Genomic DNA, 24,855 nt, shown 5'->3' on the forward strand with positions numbered 1-24,855 from the left:
TATCAAATCAAGTCTACACGTACAGCTTTCGAGTGCATATCGGAAGCAAACTCTTGGAAATGGCCAAAAGCGGATGCCCTCTAAATGCATCCGCTTTTTTATTAAAGCACGGTATGAGGATTCGCTGACAAAGCTTGGCTCGAGCATTGTTTTCGAAAATCGCTAGGGGATTTTCCCATTGCCTTTTTGAATGCACGGTTAAACGAAATATAATTGACATAGCCCACCTTCGAGCTGATGTCCTGAATCGTTTCGTTCGTTGTGAGCATAAGACGTTTTGCTTCATCCATGCGAAGTCTCGTCAGAAAATCAAGGAACTTCTCACCCGTCCCCTCCTTAAAACGCTGGCTGACATATTTGCTATTCATTTGAAAGACATCACTTAACATTGCTAACGAAATGTCTGGATTTGCATAATGGGTTTCAATGTATCGCTTCATGCACAGAACGACATTTAGTTGCTGCTGTTCATTGTTGTCGTTCTTTAGTGCATCATGGAGCTCATGCAAAATCGTTCTTCCTTCAGCTTCCAATTCCTCAATCGTCTCAAACCGATGACTCAACAAACGGAGCGCTTGATACGTTTTCCGCCAAGCTGAAGATCCCTTCCAATGCGTAATATTCTGGTCTGCATATTGGAGCATGTAATCAAAAAGCTGAACAATATCAGAACGCATCAAACCGCACTGTTTCATCTTTTCAAACCATTGCTTCCATGCGGCCTCCCATGCCGTGTTCAGTTCTCCAAAGTCGCGAACCATACGCGACACATCTCTCAACATTGGATACACATCGTTCGATGATGGAGAATGGCATTCGTTATGAACCAACAGCTGGTTACTGCCTTTTACTGCTTTATACTCAAGGGCAGTGATTGCTGATCTTGCCGATGTAACCACATCTTTCCACGCTGTCTTTACATCTCCTAATCCGATGGACACCGTTGTTTCAACGTGTTCCTCGACCCATAACCGATAAGCGGAAATCCACTTTTTTATTGACCTGATCTCTATCTCGTCACCCCAAAGTACAACAAATAGTCGCTTCTCTTCCAACCATTCTACCCATACGGTCGAATTTGCTTCTTGGGCTTGGTAATGAAGAGCATTTTTTAATATGAATTTTTTCAACGACTGATCTTCGCTTTTATTGTTCGCTGTAAATTTGTTATATGCGTCTACTTCGACCACAGCTACAACAAATGCTTCACCGTGCTCGATTCCAACATCCTGAACAGCCTGCTGCCAATCAACCTCTGTTCGTTGTGCACGCCCCTCTAGCAATTCTCGAAACACATGCTTTTGCTGTAAACTACGATGCTGTTGCTGCGCAAGTAAGCCCTTCTTTTCTTCGGCAATCATCTTTTCAATCGTTGTTTGGATAACATTGAACTCATTTCCAGATAAAGCTTGTGAGGTGTCCTGAGAAGACGCTTGTATGATGCCCATGATCTGTCGAATTGGCTTATAATTCCGATAACCCATATAGATCATCCAGCCAATACCGAGTATTGAAATGATGACCGCAAGAATCCCCCATATGCTGTGCAAAAAGAAAGCAAAGCCCACTAGCTTCCCTTCTTTAAGACTCGTTTCAATTGTCCAACCAGTATATCCTGACGTATAGGAAGCAAAAACTGGAGATTCTGATGCCGCTCGCGAATGAGCTTTCTGCATCTCTTTCAGAGGTTGTTGCTTCTGATCCAAAATGCGTACCGTCGTTATATCGGCATCGTACATTCCCCCAAGCGTCCGGTGTAACGCCTCTAAGCTCACATTAACCACGTACATACCTGAACGATCAGACGTTTCACGAACTAACGTGGTGACTGTCTTTTTCGTCTGATCCGCATACGCCTGAAACTCCCTTGCTTGACTCCAACCTTGGAACGCAGAACCTTTGTTAATATAAGCTTTGTCACTAAAGTTTGCTAATGCGACCGCCTTGCCATTTAAAAGCACCGTATTGTCTTCAAAACGTACGAGATACGCTGAATGCACCTGTGGGTAATCCGATTTTAATTGTTCAATTGCCTCGACCGCCTGAATGGTTGTAAAGGCATCTCCCTTTTGATGCAAATAATCCTTCACCGCTTCATTGGTTAACACATCACTCAACACTGAATAGTCTACTGTCCGCAATGCATTGTCAATATATGTGATCACATGTGAGGCTAAAAAATCATTGGCCTTTAACGCTTCTTTTCGAGTCGATTCGTTTAGACTCTGAAAAAATAAGAAAAACAAGACTGTTACAACCATTAAAAACGCCGATGTATAAGACCACGCCCACCGACGCAACCAATGCTTCTTCACCTCTCGTCCCCCTATCTTATAAAGAAGTATTCAGCAACGGAATACGAATAGTATCTCATAAAAATGTCGGAATATAAACAACTTACAAAATTTTATTCTGTAAGTTTGTATGACAATCTGATAAGTAGCTCGCCTCAAACACAAAAACGTCGCTGTCTCAAAAGCCCCTCTAAATATAGAAAATCTCGAGGCTTTTAAAAATTGCCTCGAGGTTTTTGTACCAATATGCTGAATCTGGTAGTCATCTTTCATCCAGTTTGCTCACTATATCCACTTTCTCTTAATTGCGCATAAAGACCATTGAAACTGAGCAAGCTTTCATGGTCCCCATCTTCGACGATTTGTCCTTTGTCCATCACAATAATCCGATCTGCTTTTTGTGCTAAAGATAAATTATGTGTGATAAATAAAACTGTGGTCCCTCTATCCAACAACTGAAGAATGGATTTCGAAACCAGATTCTCGGACTCATTATCTAAGGATGATGTAACCTCATCAAGAATAATAAGAGGAGCTTTGCGTACAAAGGCCCGTGCTAACGCAATTCTTTGACGTTGCCCCCCTGACAATGAAGATCCTCTTTCCCTGATTGAAGTATCATACTGTTGGTCTAATGTATCGATAAAATCATTAGAATTGGCAAGGCTACTTGCTTCTATAACATCATTCATTGTCATGTCTTCAATACTTCCAAGTTCAATATTTTCTTTAATTGTTCCTGAGAACAGATAAGGCGTTTGGGGAACATATGCAATTTTACTTCTCACTTTTTCTTTGTTATCGTTTAAAGAATGACCGAAAATCTCAATGTTTCCACTATCTAGTTCATATAGTCCACCACATAATTTGGCAAGTGTAGATTTACCAGAACCACTAGGCCCAACGATGGCAACCGATTTTCCTGTACCAACTGTCAAATTAAAGTGATTGAATAATTCTTTATCTTTTTGATAAGAAAACGTTCCATCTACAATTTTGATAGCGGCATTGGTGCGATCTGATACACTTTGATCAGATTCAACACTTATATCACTTTCGTCTTTATTTTTAAATAAATTTCCTATCTTATACACTCTATCCCCAGCTCCTAAAGCCATCTGCAACGAACTCCACATTTGAGCAATTCCAAGAAACGGTCCCATTAACCGCATTGTCAGAAACAAGAAAGCTAATACTTGTCCAGGCGTGATTTCATTTCGAATGGCCGCCACAGCTACAAAAAAAGTACAAGTGTAAGCGATTGCATTAAATGAAAGTTCAATACTTTGTTCCCTAAATGAAGTTAATAAGGCTCTTTTCATGAACAGTTTGTTTTGTTTATTTCTTTCTACTTTATATTTGCGATGCATAGTTTTCTCTATACATAAGGACTTAACCACTTTCAATCCTTGCATCATTTCTTGTAATATATTCCTAACATCCGCATCCTTTTTTTGAGCATCAACAGTGACTGATCGAATTTTCATATCGAAAAGCTTTCCAATCAAAAATGACGATGGCCCGCCAATTAAGGCTAACAATGCTAAAAAGAAATCAATACGAGCTAAATATATAAACACAACAACAGACATCAAGATATGGAAAAGTATATTAAATACAAGAAAATCTATAATATGGCTAGCTGCTGGAGCATCTTTGTTAATCCTGTTGACTAAATCACCTGAAGAATATTTATTTGCCTCAAGAAGAGGGATTTTGTTACATTCTTCAAAAAATTTAAGCGTGAAGTCTCTAGAAATATAAGAGATCGTATAGTTTCTTAAAAGAAACTGTATAATCATCATCGCCAAACAACCCAAACCGATAGCTAAACTAATTTGTACAAATGTCATTAATTTCTCAAGCGAACCCTCATCGATAAGATTGATAAAAAACTGTTGAATCCATGTATTTCCTACACTAAATATGATATCTATACTGATGAATAGAATTGCCAATATGAATATGAACAAATAGGGTTTTGAATAGTTCATCATATATCTTGTAAGGGTAAATGCACTCAAGTTTCCTTTCAAATGACTTCCTCCTTTGAATCGTCATAATACATTCTATAAAATTCACCCTTTTTTTGAACTAAATCTTTATGGTTACCTGATTCTATGACATATCCATCTTCCATAAATACAATTTGATCTGCATTTTGAATTGTTGCTAAACGATGAGAAATAATCAGTATGGTCTTTCCCTTAAATATCTCTAGAAGTTGTTCGACAATCAACCTTTCATTCGTGGTATCTAATGATGAGGTAGGTTCGTCTAAAATCACGATGTCTGGATTGGATAAAAATGCTCGTGCAATAGTAATCCTTTGTATTTCCCCTCCCGATAGTTGCAAACCATCCTCACCAATAACACTGTCATATTGCTTACTTGTATTTCTAATAGAATTATGTATTTGTGCCGCCGTCGCTGCAGTGATTACCTCTTCCCATGTTGCCCCTTCTTTTCCTATCGCAATGTTTTCAAATATGGATCCTGTAAACATAACAGGATCTTGTGGAATATAAGCAATGCGGCTCCTCCAGTTTGCAATATCCATATCCTGAAGATCATGAATCCCATAGTAAATTTTTCCGTTGTCCGGTTTGTACAACGCTAACAATAGATTAGCCAATGTACTTTTCCCGCTCCCACTAGGACCAATAAGTGCCGTTGATTTTCCCTTTTGCAGTGTCATCGAGATCCCCTTTAATGACAGTTGACTTTGAGGATATGAAAAATAAACATTATCGATATGGATATCTTCAATCTGAATTGGTCCATTTTTCTTTCCCAGTTTTTGCTCTTTTGATAGATCTAGCAATTCAAATATACGGCGTCCATGCGCTAATGAATTTTGAAACTTGGCCCATACTCCGGCTAAGCCCGCAAGTGGAAATGCCAATCTTTCAAACGAAATAGCAAAAGCCACAACGTCACCAACATTTAATTGATTTATTGAAACCAAATAACCACCATAACCAAATACATATAAAATGCCTAACAACCATATTAATGTATGGCTTCGAAACAGGGCAACTTCATACTTTTGAACTTTAAAGTGATAGTTTAGATACTGATTGTATTTACTCTCTAGTACCTGCTTCATTCTTTCCGTCAGGGAATAACTCCTAACCACTTCTGCTCCTTGGATTACATCTTGAATAAATGATTCTTTTTCTGTTATTGCATTTTGCCTTGATTCATACAGACCTCTCATAGGTTTTGAAACAAAATTAATGAGCATAGGTAGTATTACTGCTAACACTAACGCCCCTATTGTTAGAGGTATATGAATAAACGAGAAGTAAGAGAGTAGAAAAATGATCTGCAATACATTTCCAAGTACTTCCTGAGATTTAATATTTACACCAGATTGTGCCTCTCGAACAGAATCAGTAATTCTATTAATAATATCGCCAGTATGATACTTGTCTAAATCAGCCATTTTTGTATTCAATGTATTCTCTACTACGTTGGATTGCATATAGAGGGTTGAGCGAAGCGTCAGTTGTTCAGATAACGTTTTTTTAAAAATGGCTACGATTAAATTTACACTTAATATACCAATCGCCAAAAACACCGTATTGATAAGTAAGCTCATGTTTTTATCTACTGCCGCATTTGCCAATCTATTAAACATTTCTGCAGTAGCAACGCTTAACAAAGCTAGAATCAATGTTAGAAGGCACAGGGTAATGTACCATATGAGATAACGCTTCCCCATTTTAAGCAATCTTATAAAAACATTTGAAGTTGAAAAAATCTCCATTACACAACTTCCCTTTCTAAAATTTCAAATATAGATTATTGTTTAAAGGTTTATATAATTTTAAATCAATTATACCATTTTTATTCCCATACGATCGTTATTCTTTATTTTTTGTTATGGCATTTCGTATTACAATCCAGCGTATTAAAAAAGCGGGGTTGTCTCAAAAGCCTCTTAAAAGTAGAAAACCTCGAGACATTTGAACAGATGCCTTGAGGTTTTTCATGTTTTATAATTTGAGTGGCGATTGATTTTATGCAGAGTCAGAAGATTAGCGTAGTCAAAATACGTAGACTCCTGCGGGAACAGCACGAGCTGAAGATCCCGCAGGAAAGCGATTTTTTGCTTTCCGAGGAAGCTGAAGCCGTGCCCGGCGGCATAGAAAACACGAGGAGGTCTTCTCGAGTCGATGTTGCACTTGTACCCTTTAGGGTGCAAGCGAAGTATTTTGATGAAGCGGTTTAATTCTATTACCAGAAAAAAATCTTGAAATTATTCTCATAAGGTCATTTTTTGACCTTATGGGACAGCCCCACCTTTTCAATACATTATTCTTTTTCTATTGCACTTTGATAGATATCCAGATACTGATCAAGACCTAGACCTTCAAAACCTTCTACATAGGCGTCCCATTCTTTATCAATGTCTTTGCTGCCAACGATAAATTGGGCAAGGTTGGATTCTACATAATCTTGGATCGCCGTGGTGATTTGTGCAGCCGCTTCGGTATCATCAGGACGGATATAAACCCCTGTTGGGTAATATTCTTCTGGGGCATACGGTGCATACACCTCCGTCGCTTGAGCGAGTCGTGTTCCATACCCTTCAGCTGTGAGCGGGTCTTGCCCTTCTGCAAACAGATCACGGAAATCATTGGACAAATCCTTCGGTCCTACAAGAGACCAGCTTTCATTGACAACGACATTCGGATCTCTTTCAGGGAGATTATAATAGCTATACTTTGCCGGCTCCCCCTTGATGTTTTTTTCCTCAGCTTCGGCCATTTTCCAACCTGAACCTTCGCTTGGACCGTATTCACTATACAAAGAACCTTCCTCACTGAACAAATAATTAGCAATTTCAATTGCTTTGACTTGCTGAGCTTCCGTTGCCTTGTTTGTAATCGCAAATTGGAATTCAGCAATGCCTTTTTCTACTCCAGCAAGCTGTACTCCCTCTGGTCCTTCTAATGGTGGTACAATCGTCCAATGCTTGTGTCGTTCAGCTTCTGGATCGTAGGTATCTACCAAATAACTAATTAACGCTGTTGTGACTGAACCAACCACTTCATCGCCTTCACGATTTCCAAGCTGTCCAATGGCTTGATCGTTTTGCGTAAACGCCGCCTGATCAATCAAGCCTTCTTCATAAAGCTTATTCATATAAGACAAGCCATCTCGCCATGCTGGCTTGTTGGCTGCAAAATCAACTTTGCCATTCTCCAGCAACAAATACTTATCGTTGTCGTTGTAGATAAACGAGTTCATCAAATAGGCGTCAATGTTGCCGTTCCAAACGTACTTATCTGGGGCGCCGGTGAGCGGAATTTCATCAGCCTCACCGTTTCCATTCGGGTCTTCCGTTTTGAACGCCTTTAACACCTCATACAAGTCATCCGTTGTTTTCGGCATCTCCATTCCAACCGCATTCAGCCAGTCTTCGTTCATCCAATATTTTTGTGAATAGGTGCAGTGATAGCACTCGTTAAAGCGTGGCAAGGCGTAAATGTTGCCATCTGGAGCCGTAATTGCCTCGCGAAAAACCTCGCTTTTGTCCATCATCGCTGTAATGTTTGGCGCATGTTCTTCAATGAGATCATTAAGAGGAAGAAACACTCCCTGACTTCCATAAGTAAGCAAATCTGTTGAAGAAAATTTTCCTTCTAGAAAAACCTCTGGATAATCACCACTGGCCAACAATAGCTGACGCCGGTCGGTCAAGGCGTCCGTCGGTGCAACATCCCAATTTAAGCTGACATCAAATTTATCTTCAATAAACAACGTGAATTCATTTTCTTCCATAGGTGCCTTTCCTTGCGGTGCAAAAAACGTCAGTTGTACATTACCTGATTCGTCTGTATCCGAGGTCGCCGAATCGCCTGAACAAGCTGCTAAAAGCAGTACCATAAAAACACTAACGAACACGACATACAGTTGCTTTTTCATCATCCATACTCCCCCTTATCCTTTTAGAGAACCAATCATAACGCCTTTTACAAAGTGTTTCTGAACAAATGGGTACAAAAGCAGCACAGGGATACTAGCGACGACAATCATTGCGTATTTCAAGACTTGTTCAAACCCTTCATCTCTTAGCTGTTGATGGGTATTTGCAATCATTTCAGAATCGGCTGCGTTCAAAATCAGTAAATTCCGGAGCACGTATTGCAATGGAAATAACTCTTCAGACCTTAAATAGATTAATGCATCGAAGTAAGCATTCCAATGACCGACCGCATACATGAGAACCATCACCGCGAGAATCGGCTTGGATAGCGGCAATACAATGCTTAACAAGAAGCGAAAATCACGACAACCGTCCATTTGTGCAGCCTCTGATAGCTCCGGAGGAATCGATGTTTGAAAAAACGTCCGTGCCACGATAACCTGAAACACACTCATCGCACCCGGCAACCACATCGCCCATCGCGTATCAATCATATGAAGCTCTTTAACGAGCAGATACGTTGGAATAAGGCCACCATCAAAAAAGACGGTAAACATCATAAAGATCATGACAAGACTCTTGCCGTAAAGCCTTTTACGTGAGAGGGGATACGCAATCATCACGGTCAGCACGACGTTAATAATCGTACCGAAAATCGTATAAATGAAGGTGTTGTAATAGCCCATCATGAGCTGTGAGCTTTTAAATACCGCCGCATACGCTTTCAGATTAAACTCCACTGGAAACAGCCAAACACTCCCAGATGAAACGGCTCTCGAGGAGCTTAAAGAGGAGCTCACAATATACAGTAATGGATACAGCACAACACAGAGAATGATGAGCAAAAAGATGTAAATAAAAATTAGGAAAATCCGGTCATTAACAGGCTCTTTAATTTTGCTTTTTGTAAACATGCCAACCCCTCCTTACCAAAGACTGTTTTCCGATACCCTTCTGGCGATTGCATTCACCAGAATAAGCAGGATCAGATTAATGACGGAGTTGAATAACCCTACAGCTGCTGAAAAGCTAAAGTTTGCTCCTAGTAAACCAACTTTGTATACATACGTTGAAATGACTTCTGAAGATGAAATATTAAGTGAATTCTGCATGAGAAAGATCTTTTCAAAGCCAACACCCATGACACTGCCGAGACTCAAAATCAACAGAATGACAGAAATCGGGATTAAATGAGGCAGGTCAATGTAGAGAATTTTTTTGATTCTCGAGGCGCCGTCCATTCGAGCTGCCTCATAAAGCTCTGAATCAACACCGGCTAAAGCAGCGATGTAAATAATCGAAGAATACCCCATCCCCTGCCAAACACCTGACCAGACATAGATGGACTTAAAGTATTCCGGAATGCCCATAAAATTAGTCGATGGTATACCAAGCCATGTCGTCAAACGATCAACGACGCCTACATGGGGCGATAGCATCAGAATGATGATGGATACCATAATGACGGTTGAAATAAAATGAGGGGCATACGTAACCATCTGCACGGTCTTTTTGAACATCCCTGTTCTCACTTCGTTCAATGCCAACGCGAGAATAATCGGAATGGGGAACCCTGCTACTAGGGAATAAAAGCTAATGCCTATCGTGTTTTCAATCAGCAGCCAAAAGTTCGGCGATTCAAAAAAGCTGATGAAATGCTTAAACCCTACCCATTCACTCCCCCATATGCCATTAATCACCGAAAAGTCCTTGAATGCAATCTGCACACCAACCATTGGAATGTACTTAAAAATGAGCAAGTACAAAACTGGAGGCAAGAGCAGCAAATACAATTCCCAATGTCTGGACAGGCTTCTTGATGCCAGTTTGTATTCCTTTTTCAACTTCGCCTTGACGCGTCCTGAAACGGTTGGTCTGGCAGAATGAACTGTGCTTGTTTTTAATCCAGACAACAATAATGCCCCCTTTCGCTTTCGTTCATTGAGATGACCATCCTTCAAACATCGCTTTGTCCTGCTCTAAGGGGTTCGACACTAGCAAGCGTGAATAAGATGAGTGTCTACATCAGGAGCATCGAAGAAAACCATTGACTCAGAAGCTAGATGACATTCGCTCAACGTACGTCCACCTTACGATCTTCCGCCATGCTCTATCAATTCTCATTTTTCGTCTCCGTTTACGATCCTCTAGGTGAAGAAAAAGCGGGTTAGCTTACAAAATTCAGCGACTTTACAAATTTCAGCACAGCAAAACAGCGCCAAATCAGCTCTTTTCAGAGAGAATTGACGCTTATAAAGAAATCGTTGCTATAAGGATTTCATCATAGTTTTATTGTTAATAAAGCCTTAATTTGTTGGGCAGAATACCTCCCAATACGCGATTCGCTTTCGATTCCATGTATACGTCACATGCAACAATTGCCTTTGTGCAACGATGGACGGATACGAATATTCGCCTTCCTGTTTCTCTAGTGTGAGCAAGGTCTCCCAGGAACCGCCATCATCCGTTGAGCGACTAACCACTAATGGGGTGCGCTTGCCACTATCACGATCCACAGGGTTATGCACGAGGAACAGCGTCCCATCGTCTAGTTGAGCCAAATCAATGCCACTGTTGTTGTTCAAAAGTTCCGTACGATAGGCTGGTGACCATGATCGTCCTTGGTCGGTGGAATCGCTGCGATAAATGTAATTATCTGTGCTACGAAGCAACATATGTACACCAGCAGCATCCTCCCAGAGTGTCGGCTGAATAATCCCTCTCCCTTTGATCTCGTCGTGATTGATCTTAATGTGAGCACTTTCTTTCCAAGTGTGCCCTTTGTCCTCCGAGCGATCAGTGAAGGCATCCCATTGTGTAGTGGTTTCGACCGAAGCCGGCGCTAACCAAGCCCCATCATTTAGTCGAATCGGGTGGTTACGAACCGGCCCCCTACCGATAAGATCGTTTGCCCCTTCAAGCTTCTCAGGCGAACTCCACGTGCGACCAACATCCTGAGATCGTATCAACCTTGTGTCCCATCCAGGGATCGTTTGCCCCACTTTATAGAAAAGAAAAAGCTCGCCATCCTCTTGAAAAAAGACGGGATTCCAATGAGGCACTCCAGGTTCTCCGGCAACCCTTTCTGGCGGCTCCCACCCCTCTTCCGTTCGCCGACTTATCCAAATCCCAACGTCTCCATGTCCTTCCCTTGTTCCAGCAAACCACGCTGCTAGAATTGTCCCATCTGGAAGAGCCCAGACTGTAGAGGCGTGGCAAGATGCAAATAACGGGGTGTCACTACAGGCCCATTCACGTTGTATATTGATCTTCATCATTCCTTTCACCTCTCCATAAGTTTTTGTAAAGAAATGTAACTACATTGGCTTTGGAAAACTTGAATACAAAGGCTGCTTAAAAGAAATATAGTACGAATCTAAAAATAATTCAAACTTTTATTGCCAACAAATCACTCTGTCGTCATCTGACGTTGAGGCAAATAATTTAAAAAGGCAAAAACCGCTTTTCTTAATTCCTTTTGGTCCTCAGCATATGGATGGTGTGCACAGTTCAATTGACAAATCATCGCGTCTTGAAATTGAAATCTTTGATAATGGGTTGGACCAATAGCATGGTCATGTTTACCAGTAACAACTAACGTCATTACTTTAATTTCTGCGGATACGGTCGTAAAATCCTTAAAAAAATCACTCGATGCAAATATATATTTTTGAAACTCAGGGTCACTGTTAATTCTAGTATCGATTTTGTCCATTTCGTACTTTGTGTTGATATTTTCATATTGAAGTTTGTAGAACACATCCTTCTCTATCGCTTTTCTGATTGTTGTCATGAAAGTATTCATCAATGTTGACGTGTTCTCTATCATAGGAGAGTTCGACGACAAGCCTAGCCATTCATTACATTGATTGATCTGGTGGTTTAACGAATCACTAAAGTGAAGTGTAGCGTTCAATAAAATCAACCCATCCACTTGTTCGGGATACTTCTGAGTATATGTAACGGCTAGAATTCCGCCAAATGAGTGACCCATAATGCACCATGATTTCACGCCTAAAAATTGTCGTAATTCCTCTATATCTTGGATTAAACGATCCAAGGAATAGTGTTTATCTGTCGAATGACCTGATCGACCGCAACCTCTTTGGTCCAAGTAGACCATGTCCAGCTGATCCTCCAGAACATCTTGGCTATAATGTTGAAAAGATTTACTCCAGTACCCTGGACCTCCGTGTAAATAAAGACAAGGTTTCCCTTTTCCACTCCGTTCATAAAAGAGTTCAATTCCATCACTAGTGCGGAATTTCAACATTTACACCCCCTGCAACTTTAATCCATGGAATAAAACAACTCATTTAATTATTTTGTCTCCTATGTGTATCTGGGAAGGGGGCAATACAAAGATTCTTTCGTTCACTGTCTGAGAATCATCCTTCCAAATTACTAAGATTCGAATGTCTTTTAGAACTTCTAGGAAATGATCTTTGTTCAATGGGGTCGATCTTTTCAAAGTAAAATCTCTACTGTTTATCAACCCTCTTTTTTTTCCTGGTCCGTATGTACCTCTCATACCACTATTAACAGCAGGTATGTTAGTTAAATTTAGAAAGTATATTTCTTCCATAAAAAAATCCAATCCTGTTTCTGTAAAGTAGCCAGCCATAACGACGTCTTCCATTATTATTTCAATATCTTCTAACACGATACTGAATTCGACTTGGTTTTGGTCAGGTGTAAGTTTTGCACTTAAATTTAGATTAAACGGTGTACTGTCTTTTAAGTAAAGAGCTGGCGACTTAGATTCTACTTTCTCTCTTTGCTCAGCAACCGATAATTTATAATTGGCTGTTTCTTTTCCGCAAGATATAATGAATGGAACTAATATAAGTATATAAATGACTCTTCGCATGTTAAACATCCTTATTAAAAAGTGATCACTTCTTACATTGCAGCCTTTGGTCACGTTTGCGTCGTTAAAGCAACAATGAGTGTAAGTATCTTAAACAAAATAATACCATTTTTTGCTTTACTCTTAAGACACATTTCTTAATTACTCAACTTTCGCAGAGCAAAAAGCACTTTTCAGGTTGACTGTGTCTGAGTTGAAGCAAGGGAATATAGATCTATTGACATTTTGAAAACATGTGTAAATAGAGAGATGCTAATATTCACAATCCTGCTTCTTTAAAAGATCGTTTATTATAACGAACTGGACTTCTACAGCTTAAGTCACGACCGCTTCGTCAAAATACTTCGCTTTCCGCGGGCACGGCTTCAGCTTCCTCGGAATCTTGCTTTCCTGCGGGATCTTCAGCTCGCGCTGTTCCCGCAGGAGTCTACGTATGTTGACTACGCTAATGTTTGTTTCTGCGTTTTTATTCAAGTCACATCATAACATGAGGCCATCATGAAAAGATGCCACTAGCAAGACTCCTGCGACATAGAAAACACGATGAGGTCCTTTCGAATCGATGTTGCACTTGTACCCGTAGGGTGAAAGCGAGCGAATGGCAGCTTGTATAAAAAGCAACTACAACATTAGATTGTAGCTTTACCCAGTAATATCTAAGGCGTGTCTGCCAAATAAAAGGTGAGAAAGTTGATTTAATTACATGCACTCCTACACATTGTTTCGCAGTTGTAGAGCACGAAAGGAGATTATTCATGAGGACAGTTTATATCGTTTCAGGACCTGCGGGCGTAGGAAAATCAACCACTTCAAGTGCCTTGGTGAAGGCGTTAGAATCTAGTGCTTATATTTCGGGGGATGCCGTTCACGATATGCATGTTAGCGGTCAACAAAAGCCTTGGGAAAGTGAATCTGAAGTCACTCTTATTTAGAATAATATTTTGAGCCTAACAAAAAATTTCATTCTGAATGACATTGATGTCGTCATTGATTATGTCACTTTTCCAGATGAGGCGTATTGGCTCAAAGATAACCTTAAAGTGCTCCCCTGTCACGTCGTTTATGTCGTGTTGTGGACCGATCCTGAAACGCTGTTAAAAAGAGATTCATTGAGATTACCTGAATATCAAATGGGGGAACGATGTTTGATCTTAATCGAAGAATTTAAAGAAGCTGGTGTGAACAATAAACACTTATTAAATACGAGTCAGCAAAAAATTGATGCGATTCACCTCGTTATAACAGAAATTATGGACAACAGACACTACTTGTTGGCTGATTGAGTCATGTATTTTTCGTTTCGTTGAGTCTCCTTACATCAATGAAAAAAACCACCCTTTTCAGAGAGGTCTAATCGACGTAGTGATAGGTTTTCATTGGTTTTTCTTTTACAGCTTCCATGAGTAGCACAAGCGCACTAATCATGTGCATAGCCATGCCTAAAAAAGGAATCCAGGCCAGACATGAAGTCAGAATGCCGAATAAGCTTCCTGCGGTTGGCCCTCCATTTTTTCTTGACACGATCAGTGTAACAATATGCAAAATCAAAGCAATAAACAGGGGGACATACAAAAAGCTAATCACTATTAGGCCGCCTAGAATAGGGATGCCTAACAATGCTTCGTATGCGCCACTGATTAGCTTAAGGATTCGATACTTGGACATCGCCATGTGACTCCTTCCGTTCAATAGATCATGTACCTCTATAGTATATACGAAATGAATGCCGGATCGGTTTCACTTTACAAATTTTTTATAAAAGATGAGCGATCTTATGCGTCCATACTGATATCAAACCCAGGAAATTACTTCAAAAAAAGGAGGTGTCCCAATGACCTACCTCCTGTTTAAACTAATTCATGACGTTCTGTCGCTGTTCTTGACCGACACTCTCCCAGAGGAGATCGGCAAGATGCATGGCTTCTGTCGTAAGAGTATCACTATGCTGATTGCAGCCAGCTTTCATTTGCAGCAAGCACCCTGGGTTCGCCGTGACAATAACATCTGCTTGCGTATCGTTGACCTTATTCATTTTTTCCTTCAATATCTCGCCTGCCATTTCAGGCTGCAGCATATTGTATACCCCCGCTGAACCACAACAACTGTCGGCATTCGCCATCTCAACGTAATGCGTACCTTGGATCGCCTGAAGGAGTGCACGGGGCTCTTTGAACACGTGTTGCCCGTTTCGAAGATGGCAGGAATCCTGAAAGGTGATCGTTTTTTCTTCGAGCTTTAGTGGAATAGATTCGATAAATCCGAGCGTGAAGAGAACGCTTGAGAAGTCTTGGATTTTTTGAGCGAAACGCTTGGCCCGCTCTGGCCAATCCCCTTCTTCTTTCACCAACAACGTATCGTATTCCTGTAAAAAAGCCCCACACCCGCCGGCGTTTAACACAATATGATCTGCCTCAGACGCTTCAAAGGCAGTGATATTGTGTTTTGCCATCTCGATGCCCTTTGCTTTTTCCCCAGCATGCCCGTGAAGTGCTCCACAACAGGCTTGCTCTGCAGGAACGACAACCTCACAACCTGCCAACTGCAATAAACCAATTGTCGCTTTGTTTGTTGGATGAAAAAGGGTGTCCATCAAACAGCCCGTAAAAAAGGCGACGGTCGCTTTCTTCTCGCCAACGGCATGATACACAGCACGATGTACACGCTCTTTTTTCGGTATTACTTCTGGCAATGTCTCCTCAAGCTCTTTCATACCTTTTGGAAATAGCGATAAAAACCCAATCGTTCGCGTCACTTTTTGCAGACCTGATTTTTGATAAAGACGAACTGCACCAATGGCTTGCTTCATTCGCTTTGGCTTAGGAAATAAATCTCCAAACACAAGCTTATGAACAGGGCTCTTCTCTTCATGCTCAGCAAAAATGGCGCGTGACTCCTCAAGTAAGTGACCATATGTCACACCCGCTGGACAAGCTGGCTCACAAGCCCGACAGCCAAGGCAAAGATCGAGCGATGCTTTCATTTCTTCTGTTGGAGCCATCTCACCATCATGAACCGCCTTCATCATTGCAATCCGTCCACGAGGTGAGTGAAGTTCATTTCCCCCGGTGTGAATGTAAGTCGGGCATGCGGGCAAACAAAAGCCACACCGCATACAGTTCATTAATTCACCTTCGTCTAAACGTTCATGAAATGCTTGCTGAATATCCGTGGAGTTTTTCATTTATAACGTCACTCGCTTTCGCTGCTCTTTCGCGAACAGCTTTCCAGGATTCATAATGTTGCGAGGGTCAAAGGCTGCTTTGATTGCCTTCATCACCTCGATACCTGTCTCGCCTACTTTCCAAGCAAGGTATGGGGCCTTCATCTCCCCTACCCCATGCTCACCCGTAATCGTGCCACCCAAGTCGATGGCGGCGGCAAAAATCTCCTCAAAGGCGGCTTCCACACGTTCCATTTCGGCAGTATTCCTCGCATCCGTGACACAAGTTGGATGGAGATTCCCATCACCTGCATGACCAAACGTGCAAATGCGAACGTCATGTTTTCTAGCAATCTGCTCAATAGCATTCACCATATCGGCGACGTTGGCTCTCGGCACAGTCGCATCCTCAAGGATCGTCGTCGGCGCAAGTCTGGCGAGGGCAGATAATGCTGCTCTGCGTGCGCGGCGTAATTCTTCTGCTTCTGTTTCTGAGGCAGCCATTGTCACATTCACTGCTCCTGAGTGTCGGCAAATGCTCTCCACCTTCTTCATGTCTTCTTGCACAACCTCTTGCTTTCCGTCCTGCTCAATGAGTAGCACAGCGGCTGCTTCAAGAGGCAATCCGACATTGACAAAGTCCTCGACCGCAGCAATTGTCCCTTTGTCCATAAATTCAAGTGTTGCCGGAATGATGGCCTGTTCAATAATAAGAGAAACCGTCTTCGCTGCCTCCTCGATGGAACGAAAGCTTGCCAACAATGTGCTCTTTGCCTCTTGGCGTGGGACAAGCTTTAGTGTGGCCTCTGTGACAATTCCCAATGTTCCCTCAGAGCCTACGATGAGCTTCGTTACGTCGTATCCAGCGACATCCTTTGTCAGCTTCCCCCCAGTCGCCAAAACATGACCATTTGGAAGCACAACCTGAAGCCCAAGCACGTAATCCTTCGTTACTCCGTACTTAAGTCCGCGTAATCCACCGGAATTCTCATTAATGTTTCCACCAATCGTTGAAATCGCTTGCGAGGATGGGTCTGGTGGATAAAAAAGACCGTTCACCTCAGCCGCATTGTGAATGTCTTTCGTCACGACACCCGGCTGTACGGTCATTGTTAAATTTTGCGTATCCACCTCAAGAATTTGGTTCATACGTGTAAATAAAACCACTACGCCACCTTGAGTTGGGCATGTGCCTGCGCTTAAATTTGTCCCTGAGCCTCTAGGCACAATCGGAATATAGTGATTATGACAGTACGTCACTATGGCAGAAACGTCCTCCGTCGATCCTGGCACGACAATACAATCTGGCAGTGCTTGATAACCTGGTGTCCCATCATAGGAATACACGAGCCTGTCTGCATGCGACACACGAACATGTGCAGACCCTAAAATCTCTGTAAAATAAGCTATCGCTTGTTCCATCCAATCGCCCTTTCGTTTTATCCTTGAACAGGAAGAAGACGGAATGATTCTCCTGGCCGCATCAATTCCATGATGGGTAAATCCTCTTCCACAATCTCTCCTACAACATTGACACGCTGATCTATAGGCAATGGCCGTTTTACGAGCTGGAGCTCCCCTTGATAGCGGCCATACGTGCTATTGTCAATCGTTATCGTGCCACGTCTTCGTGGTTTTGTGGACAACGGAGCAATCTCTAGCTTTTGTTCCACCGCCACTCGTCTCGCCACTGCCGACCGAACGACGTCTTCCGATGGATCCAGTCTCGTCGTATGCGGTAGCTGAAGTACGTTTTGATGTGCCGCGTCCAATAGGACTTGCCGGTACCGGAGACATATACATTTTTCGTCTTTGGAGATTTGCCACATGTTCTGCATATCCATAGACCAAGCAGGGTCACCAAGGAGAACGTAATCGACCAGTCCCTTTCGCTTCAATTGCAGTGCTGCCGTATACGGAGACATATGGCGTTGCCGTTCAACGGTTGGCAGACCATCATACAACGGCCCTCGTCTTTCAGCATCCCCCGCAACAAACGCAGCCGTTTTTATGCCTAATGATTGAATCCATTGATTGCGGTCGTAAAGCCATTCCATGCCAACACCAGTGTTTGGTCGTGGATAATAATTGTGCCACGCCTCCACTTTCGTGCGTTCAAGCCCATGCTTCTCACATGCAAACAATAGCTCCTGTGTTAACGTGCTTGCATTCAGAAGGATTTGAAAGGTTTGCGAGAGCTGGCTAACGACGACAGGAGAAATTCCATCATCGATGCGTACACCATCAAGTCCTAGCTGCCAAATCTCCTTTGGCGCTGTCAGAAACGGTAGATTTCGTAATGTCACTGCCGAAATATCTGCCACAAGACGTAGCCCTCTCTGCCTTGTTTCTTGTCCAAGCGTTAATAACGCCGCCTTGTGCTGTGTCGCATCTTCTTCTGGAATATGAAGCGACGTAAACACGGTGGTTGCCCCAGCGGCCATCGCTGTATCAAGCCATTCGTTCTGACCTTCAGTAGATGTATGCTGCTGGAACACAGAAATTCCATCCATCTTCTGACTCCTCTCCAATAGCGAAGGCGACCTCGTTATACATAGGTCGCCCCGAAGCTACTCCAGATTTTTCGCCATTTCTTCTTTGAAACCAAACAAATACGTAAAGAGGAAACCTGAAGCATAGGCGATCGCTATCGCGAGTAAATAAAGCAAATACTTCCCGTCAGCAATGAGCGGCGTTAAGGATAAACCCGATACCCCGATGCCGTGAGCTGCTGTGTTAAAAATGGCTTGAAAAGCGCCGCCAACAGCCGCTCCCATACAAGCGGTAATAAATGGACGTCCCAGTGGCAGCGTCACCCCGTAAAGCAATGGCTCTCCGATACCTAGGAAACCAACAGGCAGACCACCTTTAATCGTTAACCGCAATCGCTCACTTTTCGTTTTCATATAAATCGCAATCGCTGCACCAACCTGACCAGCACCACCCATCGCGAGAATCGTTAAGATAGGTGTCACACCTGTACTTTCAATAAATTGAGCATGGATTGGCGTCAGCCCGTGGTGTAGGCCGACAATAACGAGCGGGAGGAAAAACCCACCTAAAACCGCTCCTGCCACTGGACCACCAATATCTAAGACAGCATTGATAAAACTAACGATGCCATTCGACAGGAAAGCCCCTACAGGCTGGATGACAAACAACGTTGCCATCCCGACAACAAGCACAGAAATAAGGGGCGTCATAATAATATCAATAGCGACTGGCACAAATTTTCGGCAACTTCGTTCTACAATGACCATCAGCCAGGCGGCAAGCATGACGGCAATTAAGCCCCCTCGCCCTGCGGTAAGGTCTTCTCCAAACAACGTAATATTTTCAAGTGCAGGATTAATAATAAATATACCGGCAATGGCACCTAGCGCTGGTGTACCGCCAAATTCTTTTGCCGTTGTCCACCCGACAAGAATGCCTAAAAAGCTAAATATACCGCTTCCAAAAAACAACAGAATGGAAATCCATGTTTCTTCCCGATCCACACCTGCGTTTACAGCGAAATTAGCGACTCCATTAATAATTCCTGAAGCAATCAAGGCTGGAATAAGTGGTATAAAGATGTTCCCTACGCGTCGTAAGCCATTTTTTAATGGCGTACTATTTTTCTTCTTAATTCCGGCTTTCGTGTCTTTGGCAAGATTCGAAAAATCGGTCTCTTCTTCCCCAACGCGTAAGCTCGTCAGCTTTCTCATCTCATCGACAACACGGTTGACCGTACCAGGTCCGACGACAATTTGTAATGTTGTATCCTCGACCACACCCATGACCCCAGTCGTTCCTTTTAAAGCTTGAATATCCACGTTTGCATCATCCTTGATGCCAAGTCGAACTCTCGTCATGCAATGGTTAAGGCTCGTGATGTTTTCTTCGCCACCGACAAGCGTAAGAATTTCACGTGCTAGCACTTGTTCCTTTTTCATGACAACCTACCCCCTTCGATCTTCTCTTTATTGAGCTATCGCTTTGCGTACAATTCCATCGCTGCTCTCTAACCTTGTTACCGCTTCATCATATGAGGCATCCGCGAGTATCATCACGATCGCCACCTTCACCTGTCCGTTCGCTTTTTGATGATACACGTCAGCTTCTTCTAATGACAACCCAGTCGCTTGGGCAATAATATGTCGACCGCGAGCTTGTAGCTTTTCATTAGTTGCCATAAAATCGACCATTAAATTCTGAAATACCTTTCCAAGTCCAACCATAATGGTTGTTGAAATCATATTTAAGATGAGCTTTTGTGCCGTGCCAGCTTTCAAGCGAGTCGAACCAGTCAACACCTCAGGCCCCGTATTCATCTCGATAGCGATGTCGGCATGCTGACTCATTGGCGCATCATGATTACAGGAAATACTTGCTGTCAGCGCACCAACTTCACGTGCGTACGCCAATCCTCCAATGACATAAGGCGTTCTGCCACTGGCGGCAATGCCAATTACCGTGTCGTTGGCGGTAAGGTCTATGGCAGCAAGATCCTTCTTCCCATACAGTTTCGAGTCTTCAGCACCTTCGACAGCCTCCGTAAAAGCAGAACCCCCACCTGCAATCAACCCGATCACACGTTCAGGGGGGACACCAAAAGTTGGTGGGCACTCAGCAGCATCAAGGACACCAAGACGACCACTCGTCCCTGCGCCCATATAAATCAGCCGCCCCCCCGTTTTCAGCCGCTTAATCGCTTTCACGACAAGGGCCTCAATTTCAGGAATGGTTTTTTGAACTTCTGTAGCAACGGTTTGATCCTCTTTGTTCATTGCTTCAAGTGCTTCACGTACAGACATCGCGTCAAGTTGCATTGTATCGTTGTTTCGTTGTTCGGTTTGCATGTGTTCTAGTTTCATCGCATTCGCCCCAATTAAGTGTATTTCTTTGCTTTATATCTAGCAAACTATGATGGCAAGGTACTTTTGACTTACTTAATGTCTACGCTAAGTATACGAGATAAAGAAATAAAAAATCAATTGTTTGGGGATGTTTATTAAAATAATATTTTACCAATGTGCAATAAGACGGCTCTTGTCCTGCGTCTCGTAAAACATGAAAGCCCGCGAAGAACTCTATATTGAGCGCTTTCATCTCATGCCATTTTCGTAACTTCTCCTCAGTTCACTTCCGGTCTTTTAGGGCTCGCTTCCTCCCGTTTTGGGCTCACTTTCCCCCAATTCGGGCTCGCTTCACGTCTTTTTCGGCTCGCTTTCCCTACTTTGGATCGCTTCCTCCCGTTTTGGGCTCGCTTCTACCAGTTTAGTCATGCGAAAAAAGGCGTCGCTATCATCGCAGCGACACCCTTTTATGATTGATCCTTATCAATTGTACTACCCAACAATGAACGCCTTGCGTATGTTTGAAGTGGAGATTCTCTCACCTGTTTTCGTATAATCTATCCTTTTATCGAGCTGGAAAAAGCGGCGTCTATAAAGCTTCTTTGTAAAGCGATAAATACAGCAATCACCGGAATTAGAGCAATCATCGCACCAGCTGCAATCAGCCTCGTATTTGTGACAAAGGTTCCTTGAAGCTTATAAAGGCCTACAGTCAAAGGATGCATACTTTCATCCTGTAATATCAGAAGTGGCCACAAAAAGCTGTTCCATTCACTTATAAAAAACAGAATACAAAGCGTTCCTAACATTGGCTTTACCATCGGCAGTAATATCCGCCAAAAGATTTGCCAGACGTTTGCTCCATCAATGATGGCTGATTCCTCAATTTCCTTCGGGATGTTCAAAAAGGCTTGCCGTAAGAGGAAGATGCCGAAAGGAGAAAGCGCTCCAGGGACGATGACTCCTGCAAATGTGCCCATTAAATTCAATTCATTAATTACAAGGTACATTGGGATCATCGTCACTTCTGACGGAATCATCATTGTTGAGATAATAAGAATAAACAAAAACTGCCGTCCTTTAAATTTCATTCTCGCCAATGGAAATGCCGCAAGCGCAGATGTAATTAACGGCAACGACACCCCGAAAATGGTAAGCAGGACACTATTTCGCAAATACGTGGGGATCGGTACCGTATTCCACACTTCAATAAAATTATTGAGCGTCCAGTGTTCAGGGATGAATTGAGGCGGCATTGAAAAGATCGGATCTCCATCACCTTTTAGAGAGATCGAAATGGTCCATAAAAAAGGAATGATCGTAAACGACGCCAACAGCAATAAAAAGAAATAGATCACACCAAGACGGGTGATTTTACGTTTGCTCCATTTTTCTTTTTTTAGATATGGCTTTACTTCCGTGGATGGCTGACCCATTGGATGTCCTCCTTAATCCCCACTTGGGTTTCGATCAATAAATTTTTCGTTAATCAGCGTGAGAACCAATATAAATAGAAACAATAGGAATGATACTGCACTGGCATACCCCATATTTAGGCCTTGGAAAGCTTCCTTAAATACGAGCAGAACAACTGTCGTTGATGCGTCCAATGGACCACCATTCGTCATCGTCAGCATTAAGGTGAATTCCTTAAACGCTCCCATTGTTGAAATGACTGAAACGAAGAAGATGACCGGCCGTAACATCGGAATTGTGATGTAAAGATGTTTCTTAAAAAAGCCAGCACCATCAAGCTCTGCAGCTTCATACAAATCCTTCGGAACAGTTTGCAAACCCGCCAAGTAAAACAATGTATAATAGCCGAAACCAGACCAGATCGTCACAAGCGCCATACTTGGAATGACCATCTCAGGGCTTGTCAACCATTCAACGGCCGGCAAGTTGAAGACACTTAAAAAATAGTTCAAAATGCCATCAAGATTAAACATCCAGCGCCATAAAATTGCTGTAACAACTACAGATACGAGCACCGGAAAATAAAAGATCAAACGAAACACACGAATGCCTCGTACTTTCTGATTTGCCAACACAGCTACAAAAATCGGCATAATGACAAGCGTCGGTGTCGCAAGTACCCAAAAAAGGACTGTGTTCCCTAACGCATTCCAAAAATCACTGTCCTGTAAGGCTTCCTTATAATTATCAAACCAGACCCATTCAATCGGATCAAAAATGTTGTAGCTTGTAAAGCTAAGAAAAAAGGCACTAATGGCCGGCAGGAGAATAAAAACCATAAATAACAGCACGGGAACGATTAAAAAAAATACAGCATGCCTTGTTTTGTACACTCCATCTCCTCCTAAAAAGCCACCGACCTTGGAAAAGGCCGGTGAACTGGCGGCTGCGTTACTCTTGTAACAGACTATTAATCTGCGTCTCTAAATCGGCGAGCGCCTGTTTAGGGTCTCCATCGTTAATCAATACACCTTGGAATGTTTTATTCACAACCTCGGCAATTTCTCCAGCATTTTCATGAGGGATCGTAAAGTCTTGTGCGAGCTCAAGCTGTTGTGCGGCAAAGAAATTCCCTTTTACAGCAGGGTCGTCGGAGTCCTCACCTTGCGTGAAATGTTCAGCTTCTGCGGCTTCTTTAACAGAAGGTAAAATGTTAGCCTCTTCTGAAAAGGCCAATTGATGTTCACTGTTTGTAATAAACGCAGCAAAGTCTACCGCCAAGTCAACATGCTCACTTTGCTTAGGAACAGCTAAGTTCATAATCGATGCATTTTGTACTTCTGCTTCACCGACAAGCGCTGGAGCAGAATTCGAATTTTCATAAACCTCTGGCGCTAAATCATTCACTTGACGGAACAGCTGTGGACCTGTCGTCCAGAAGGCAACTTTTTCTTGTGCATAAAGCTCTGGCACTTTTGCTTGATCGAGTAAGATTCCTTTATGCACTAGCCCTTGATCGTATTTTTCTTTCAGTGTCGTCCAAAGCTCAACGGCTTCTGGTGTATTGATCGTCGCTTCTGTTCCATCTTCTGAGACAATTGGAATGCCGTGTAATGGCATTTGTGTATGCAAGTTAGGAGCTATCACCATACCGTACGCGCCCGTTTTTTCATAAATGACCTCTGAATACTCCCAAGCTTCTTCGAAAGTGGATGGCGGTGTATCAAAGCCAGCTTCCTGTAAAAGCTTTTCATTATAAAGCAGTCCGCTGGTCGAAACATACCAAGGGATGGCGAAGTTTCCGTCACCAATGTCACCCGATTGCCAAATGCCTTCAAAGTAATCATCCTTGACGTCTGCTGCGGCTTCATCCATGTTAACTAAAGCTCCCAGCCCCGCGAGCTTTTTCAGAAACAATGTGTTCAAGTTAATGACATCAGGCAAGTCACCACTCGAAGCACTTGTCATAACGAGCTGTTCAATCTGATCGTAAGGTGCATCTTTCCACTCTACTGTCACACCTTCATTTTCGGCTTCAAATGCATCGATGACACCATTAATGTATTCGTCGAACGTTGGACTTAAAGAAATTGTCATGAACTCAATTGTTCTCTCTTCTTGTGTTTCCCCCTGTGCTGCATCCTCCGTAGGTTCACCAGCAGCTCCATCACTAGTTCCTGAGCCCCCCGATGAACATCCTGTTAGGAACATAATGAACATAAGCAATGCGAACCCCATAATGTTTTGAACATTAGACTTACGTGTCACCTTTATGACCTCCCCTTTTTAATGAAAAGATTCGATATGAACCGACAAAGACATAACCTAGCGCTTCATTC

20 protein-coding genes are annotated in these 24,855 nt (G+C 42.6%); 2 read left to right on the forward strand and 18 right to left on the reverse strand.

Annotation, left to right across the window (positions count from 1 at the left end):
- Positions 1–101: 101 nt before the first annotated feature.
- The 9 genes from EV213_RS01935 to EV213_RS01975 all read right to left on the reverse strand — a co-directional run bounded on the left by EV213_RS01935 (position 102) and on the right by EV213_RS01975 (position 13,102).
- On the reverse strand, positions 102–2,315 hold the full coding sequence (locus tag EV213_RS01935) for a helix-turn-helix domain-containing protein (RefSeq protein WP_133578784.1): 2,214 nt from the start codon (positions 2,313–2,315) through the stop codon (positions 102–104).
- A gap of 248 nt (positions 2,316–2,563) precedes the next feature.
- On the reverse strand, positions 2,564–4,330 hold the full coding sequence (locus EV213_RS01940; protein ID WP_133578785.1) for an ABC transporter ATP-binding protein: 1,767 nt from the start codon (positions 4,328–4,330) through the stop codon (positions 2,564–2,566).
- Positions 4,327–6,066 carry an ABC transporter ATP-binding protein gene (locus EV213_RS01945; RefSeq protein ID WP_133578786.1) on the reverse strand — a complete coding sequence of 580 codons (1,740 nt, stop codon included), beginning with the start codon at positions 6,064–6,066 and terminating at the stop codon, positions 4,327–4,329. The genes EV213_RS01940 and EV213_RS01945 overlap by 4 nt, the downstream gene beginning before the upstream one ends.
- 548 nt (positions 6,067–6,614) lie before the next feature.
- Entirely contained in the window at positions 6,615–8,234 is a 1,620-nt protein-coding gene (locus EV213_RS01950) for a type 2 periplasmic-binding domain-containing protein (RefSeq protein WP_133578787.1), read from the reverse strand.
- A gap of 12 nt (positions 8,235–8,246) precedes the next feature.
- The gene (locus EV213_RS01955) at positions 8,247–9,146 is read right to left on the reverse strand and encodes a carbohydrate ABC transporter permease (protein ID WP_133578788.1); all 900 of its coding nucleotides are present in this window, start codon (positions 9,144–9,146) and stop codon (positions 8,247–8,249) included.
- A gap of 12 nt (positions 9,147–9,158) precedes the next feature.
- Positions 9,159–10,076 (reverse strand): ABC transporter permease, encoded by a 918-nt coding sequence (locus EV213_RS01960; RefSeq protein WP_133578873.1) that lies wholly within the window; start codon positions 10,074–10,076, stop codon positions 9,159–9,161.
- Positions 10,077–10,538: 462 nt separating this feature from the next.
- Positions 10,539–11,510, reverse strand: coding sequence for a sialidase family protein (locus tag EV213_RS01965; protein WP_243739949.1), 972 nt, complete (start codon positions 11,508–11,510; stop codon positions 10,539–10,541).
- A 131-nt stretch (positions 11,511–11,641) separates the two neighbouring features.
- Entirely contained in the window at positions 11,642–12,505 is an 864-nt protein-coding gene (locus EV213_RS01970) for an alpha/beta fold hydrolase (RefSeq protein ID WP_243739950.1), read from the reverse strand.
- A gap of 39 nt (positions 12,506–12,544) precedes the next feature.
- Positions 12,545–13,102, reverse strand: coding sequence for a hypothetical protein (locus EV213_RS01975; protein WP_133578789.1), 558 nt, complete (start codon positions 13,100–13,102; stop codon positions 12,545–12,547).
- 755 nt (positions 13,103–13,857) lie between these two features.
- Here EV213_RS01975 and EV213_RS21015 point away from each other — a divergent pair.
- Together EV213_RS21015 and EV213_RS21020 are read left to right on the forward strand one after the other, a co-directional pair.
- Positions 13,858–14,034 carry a nucleoside/nucleotide kinase family protein gene (locus EV213_RS21015; RefSeq protein ID WP_243739951.1) on the forward strand — a complete coding sequence of 59 codons (177 nt, stop codon included), beginning with the start codon at positions 13,858–13,860 and terminating at the stop codon, positions 14,032–14,034.
- Between the two features lie 9 nt (positions 14,035–14,043).
- Positions 14,044–14,385, forward strand: a complete 342-nt coding sequence (locus tag EV213_RS21020) for a hypothetical protein (RefSeq protein WP_243739952.1) — start codon at positions 14,044–14,046, stop codon at positions 14,383–14,385.
- Positions 14,386–14,452: 67 nt separating this feature from the next.
- Here the strand turns inward: EV213_RS21020 and EV213_RS01985 are convergent, their stop codons facing one another.
- The 9 genes from EV213_RS01985 to EV213_RS02025 all read right to left on the reverse strand — a co-directional run bounded on the left by EV213_RS01985 (position 14,453) and on the right by EV213_RS02025 (position 24,784).
- Complete coding sequence (locus tag EV213_RS01985) at positions 14,453–14,767, reverse strand: hypothetical protein (RefSeq protein WP_133578790.1); 315 nt, start codon at positions 14,765–14,767, stop codon at positions 14,453–14,455.
- A 187-nt stretch (positions 14,768–14,954) separates the two neighbouring features.
- Positions 14,955–16,283, reverse strand: coding sequence for a (Fe-S)-binding protein (locus EV213_RS01990; RefSeq protein ID WP_133578791.1), 1,329 nt, complete (start codon positions 16,281–16,283; stop codon positions 14,955–14,957).
- Positions 16,284–17,684 carry a glycolate oxidase subunit GlcD gene (gene glcD / locus EV213_RS01995; RefSeq protein WP_133578792.1) on the reverse strand — a complete coding sequence of 467 codons (1,401 nt, stop codon included), beginning with the start codon at positions 17,682–17,684 and terminating at the stop codon, positions 16,284–16,286.
- A 17-nt stretch (positions 17,685–17,701) separates the two neighbouring features.
- Positions 17,702–18,775, reverse strand: a complete 1,074-nt coding sequence (locus EV213_RS02000; protein ID WP_133578793.1) for a MupG family TIM beta-alpha barrel fold protein — start codon at positions 18,773–18,775, stop codon at positions 17,702–17,704.
- Positions 18,776–18,832: 57 nt separating this feature from the next.
- The gene (locus tag EV213_RS02005; protein WP_133578794.1) at positions 18,833–20,197 is read right to left on the reverse strand and encodes a PTS transporter subunit EIIC; all 1,365 of its coding nucleotides are present in this window, start codon (positions 20,195–20,197) and stop codon (positions 18,833–18,835) included.
- Positions 20,198–20,224: 27 nt separating this feature from the next.
- Positions 20,225–21,118, reverse strand: coding sequence for an N-acetylmuramic acid 6-phosphate etherase (murQ, locus tag EV213_RS02010; RefSeq protein ID WP_133578795.1), 894 nt, complete (start codon positions 21,116–21,118; stop codon positions 20,225–20,227).
- A 539-nt stretch (positions 21,119–21,657) separates the two neighbouring features.
- The gene (locus EV213_RS02015) at positions 21,658–22,536 is read right to left on the reverse strand and encodes a carbohydrate ABC transporter permease (RefSeq protein ID WP_133578796.1); all 879 of its coding nucleotides are present in this window, start codon (positions 22,534–22,536) and stop codon (positions 21,658–21,660) included.
- Between the two features lie 12 nt (positions 22,537–22,548).
- Positions 22,549–23,409: a carbohydrate ABC transporter permease gene (locus EV213_RS02020; protein ID WP_133578797.1), complete on the reverse strand. Its 861-nt coding sequence runs from the start codon at positions 23,407–23,409 to the stop codon at positions 22,549–22,551.
- 58 nt (positions 23,410–23,467) lie between these two features.
- On the reverse strand, positions 23,468–24,784 hold the full coding sequence (locus tag EV213_RS02025) for an ABC transporter substrate-binding protein (protein ID WP_133578798.1): 1,317 nt from the start codon (positions 24,782–24,784) through the stop codon (positions 23,468–23,470).
- Between the last annotated feature and the right edge of the window lie 71 nt (positions 24,785–24,855).

The sequence above is a fragment of the Aureibacillus halotolerans genome (assembly GCF_004363045.1).
GTDB lineage: Bacteria > Bacillota > Bacilli > Bacillales > DSM-28697 > Aureibacillus > Aureibacillus halotolerans.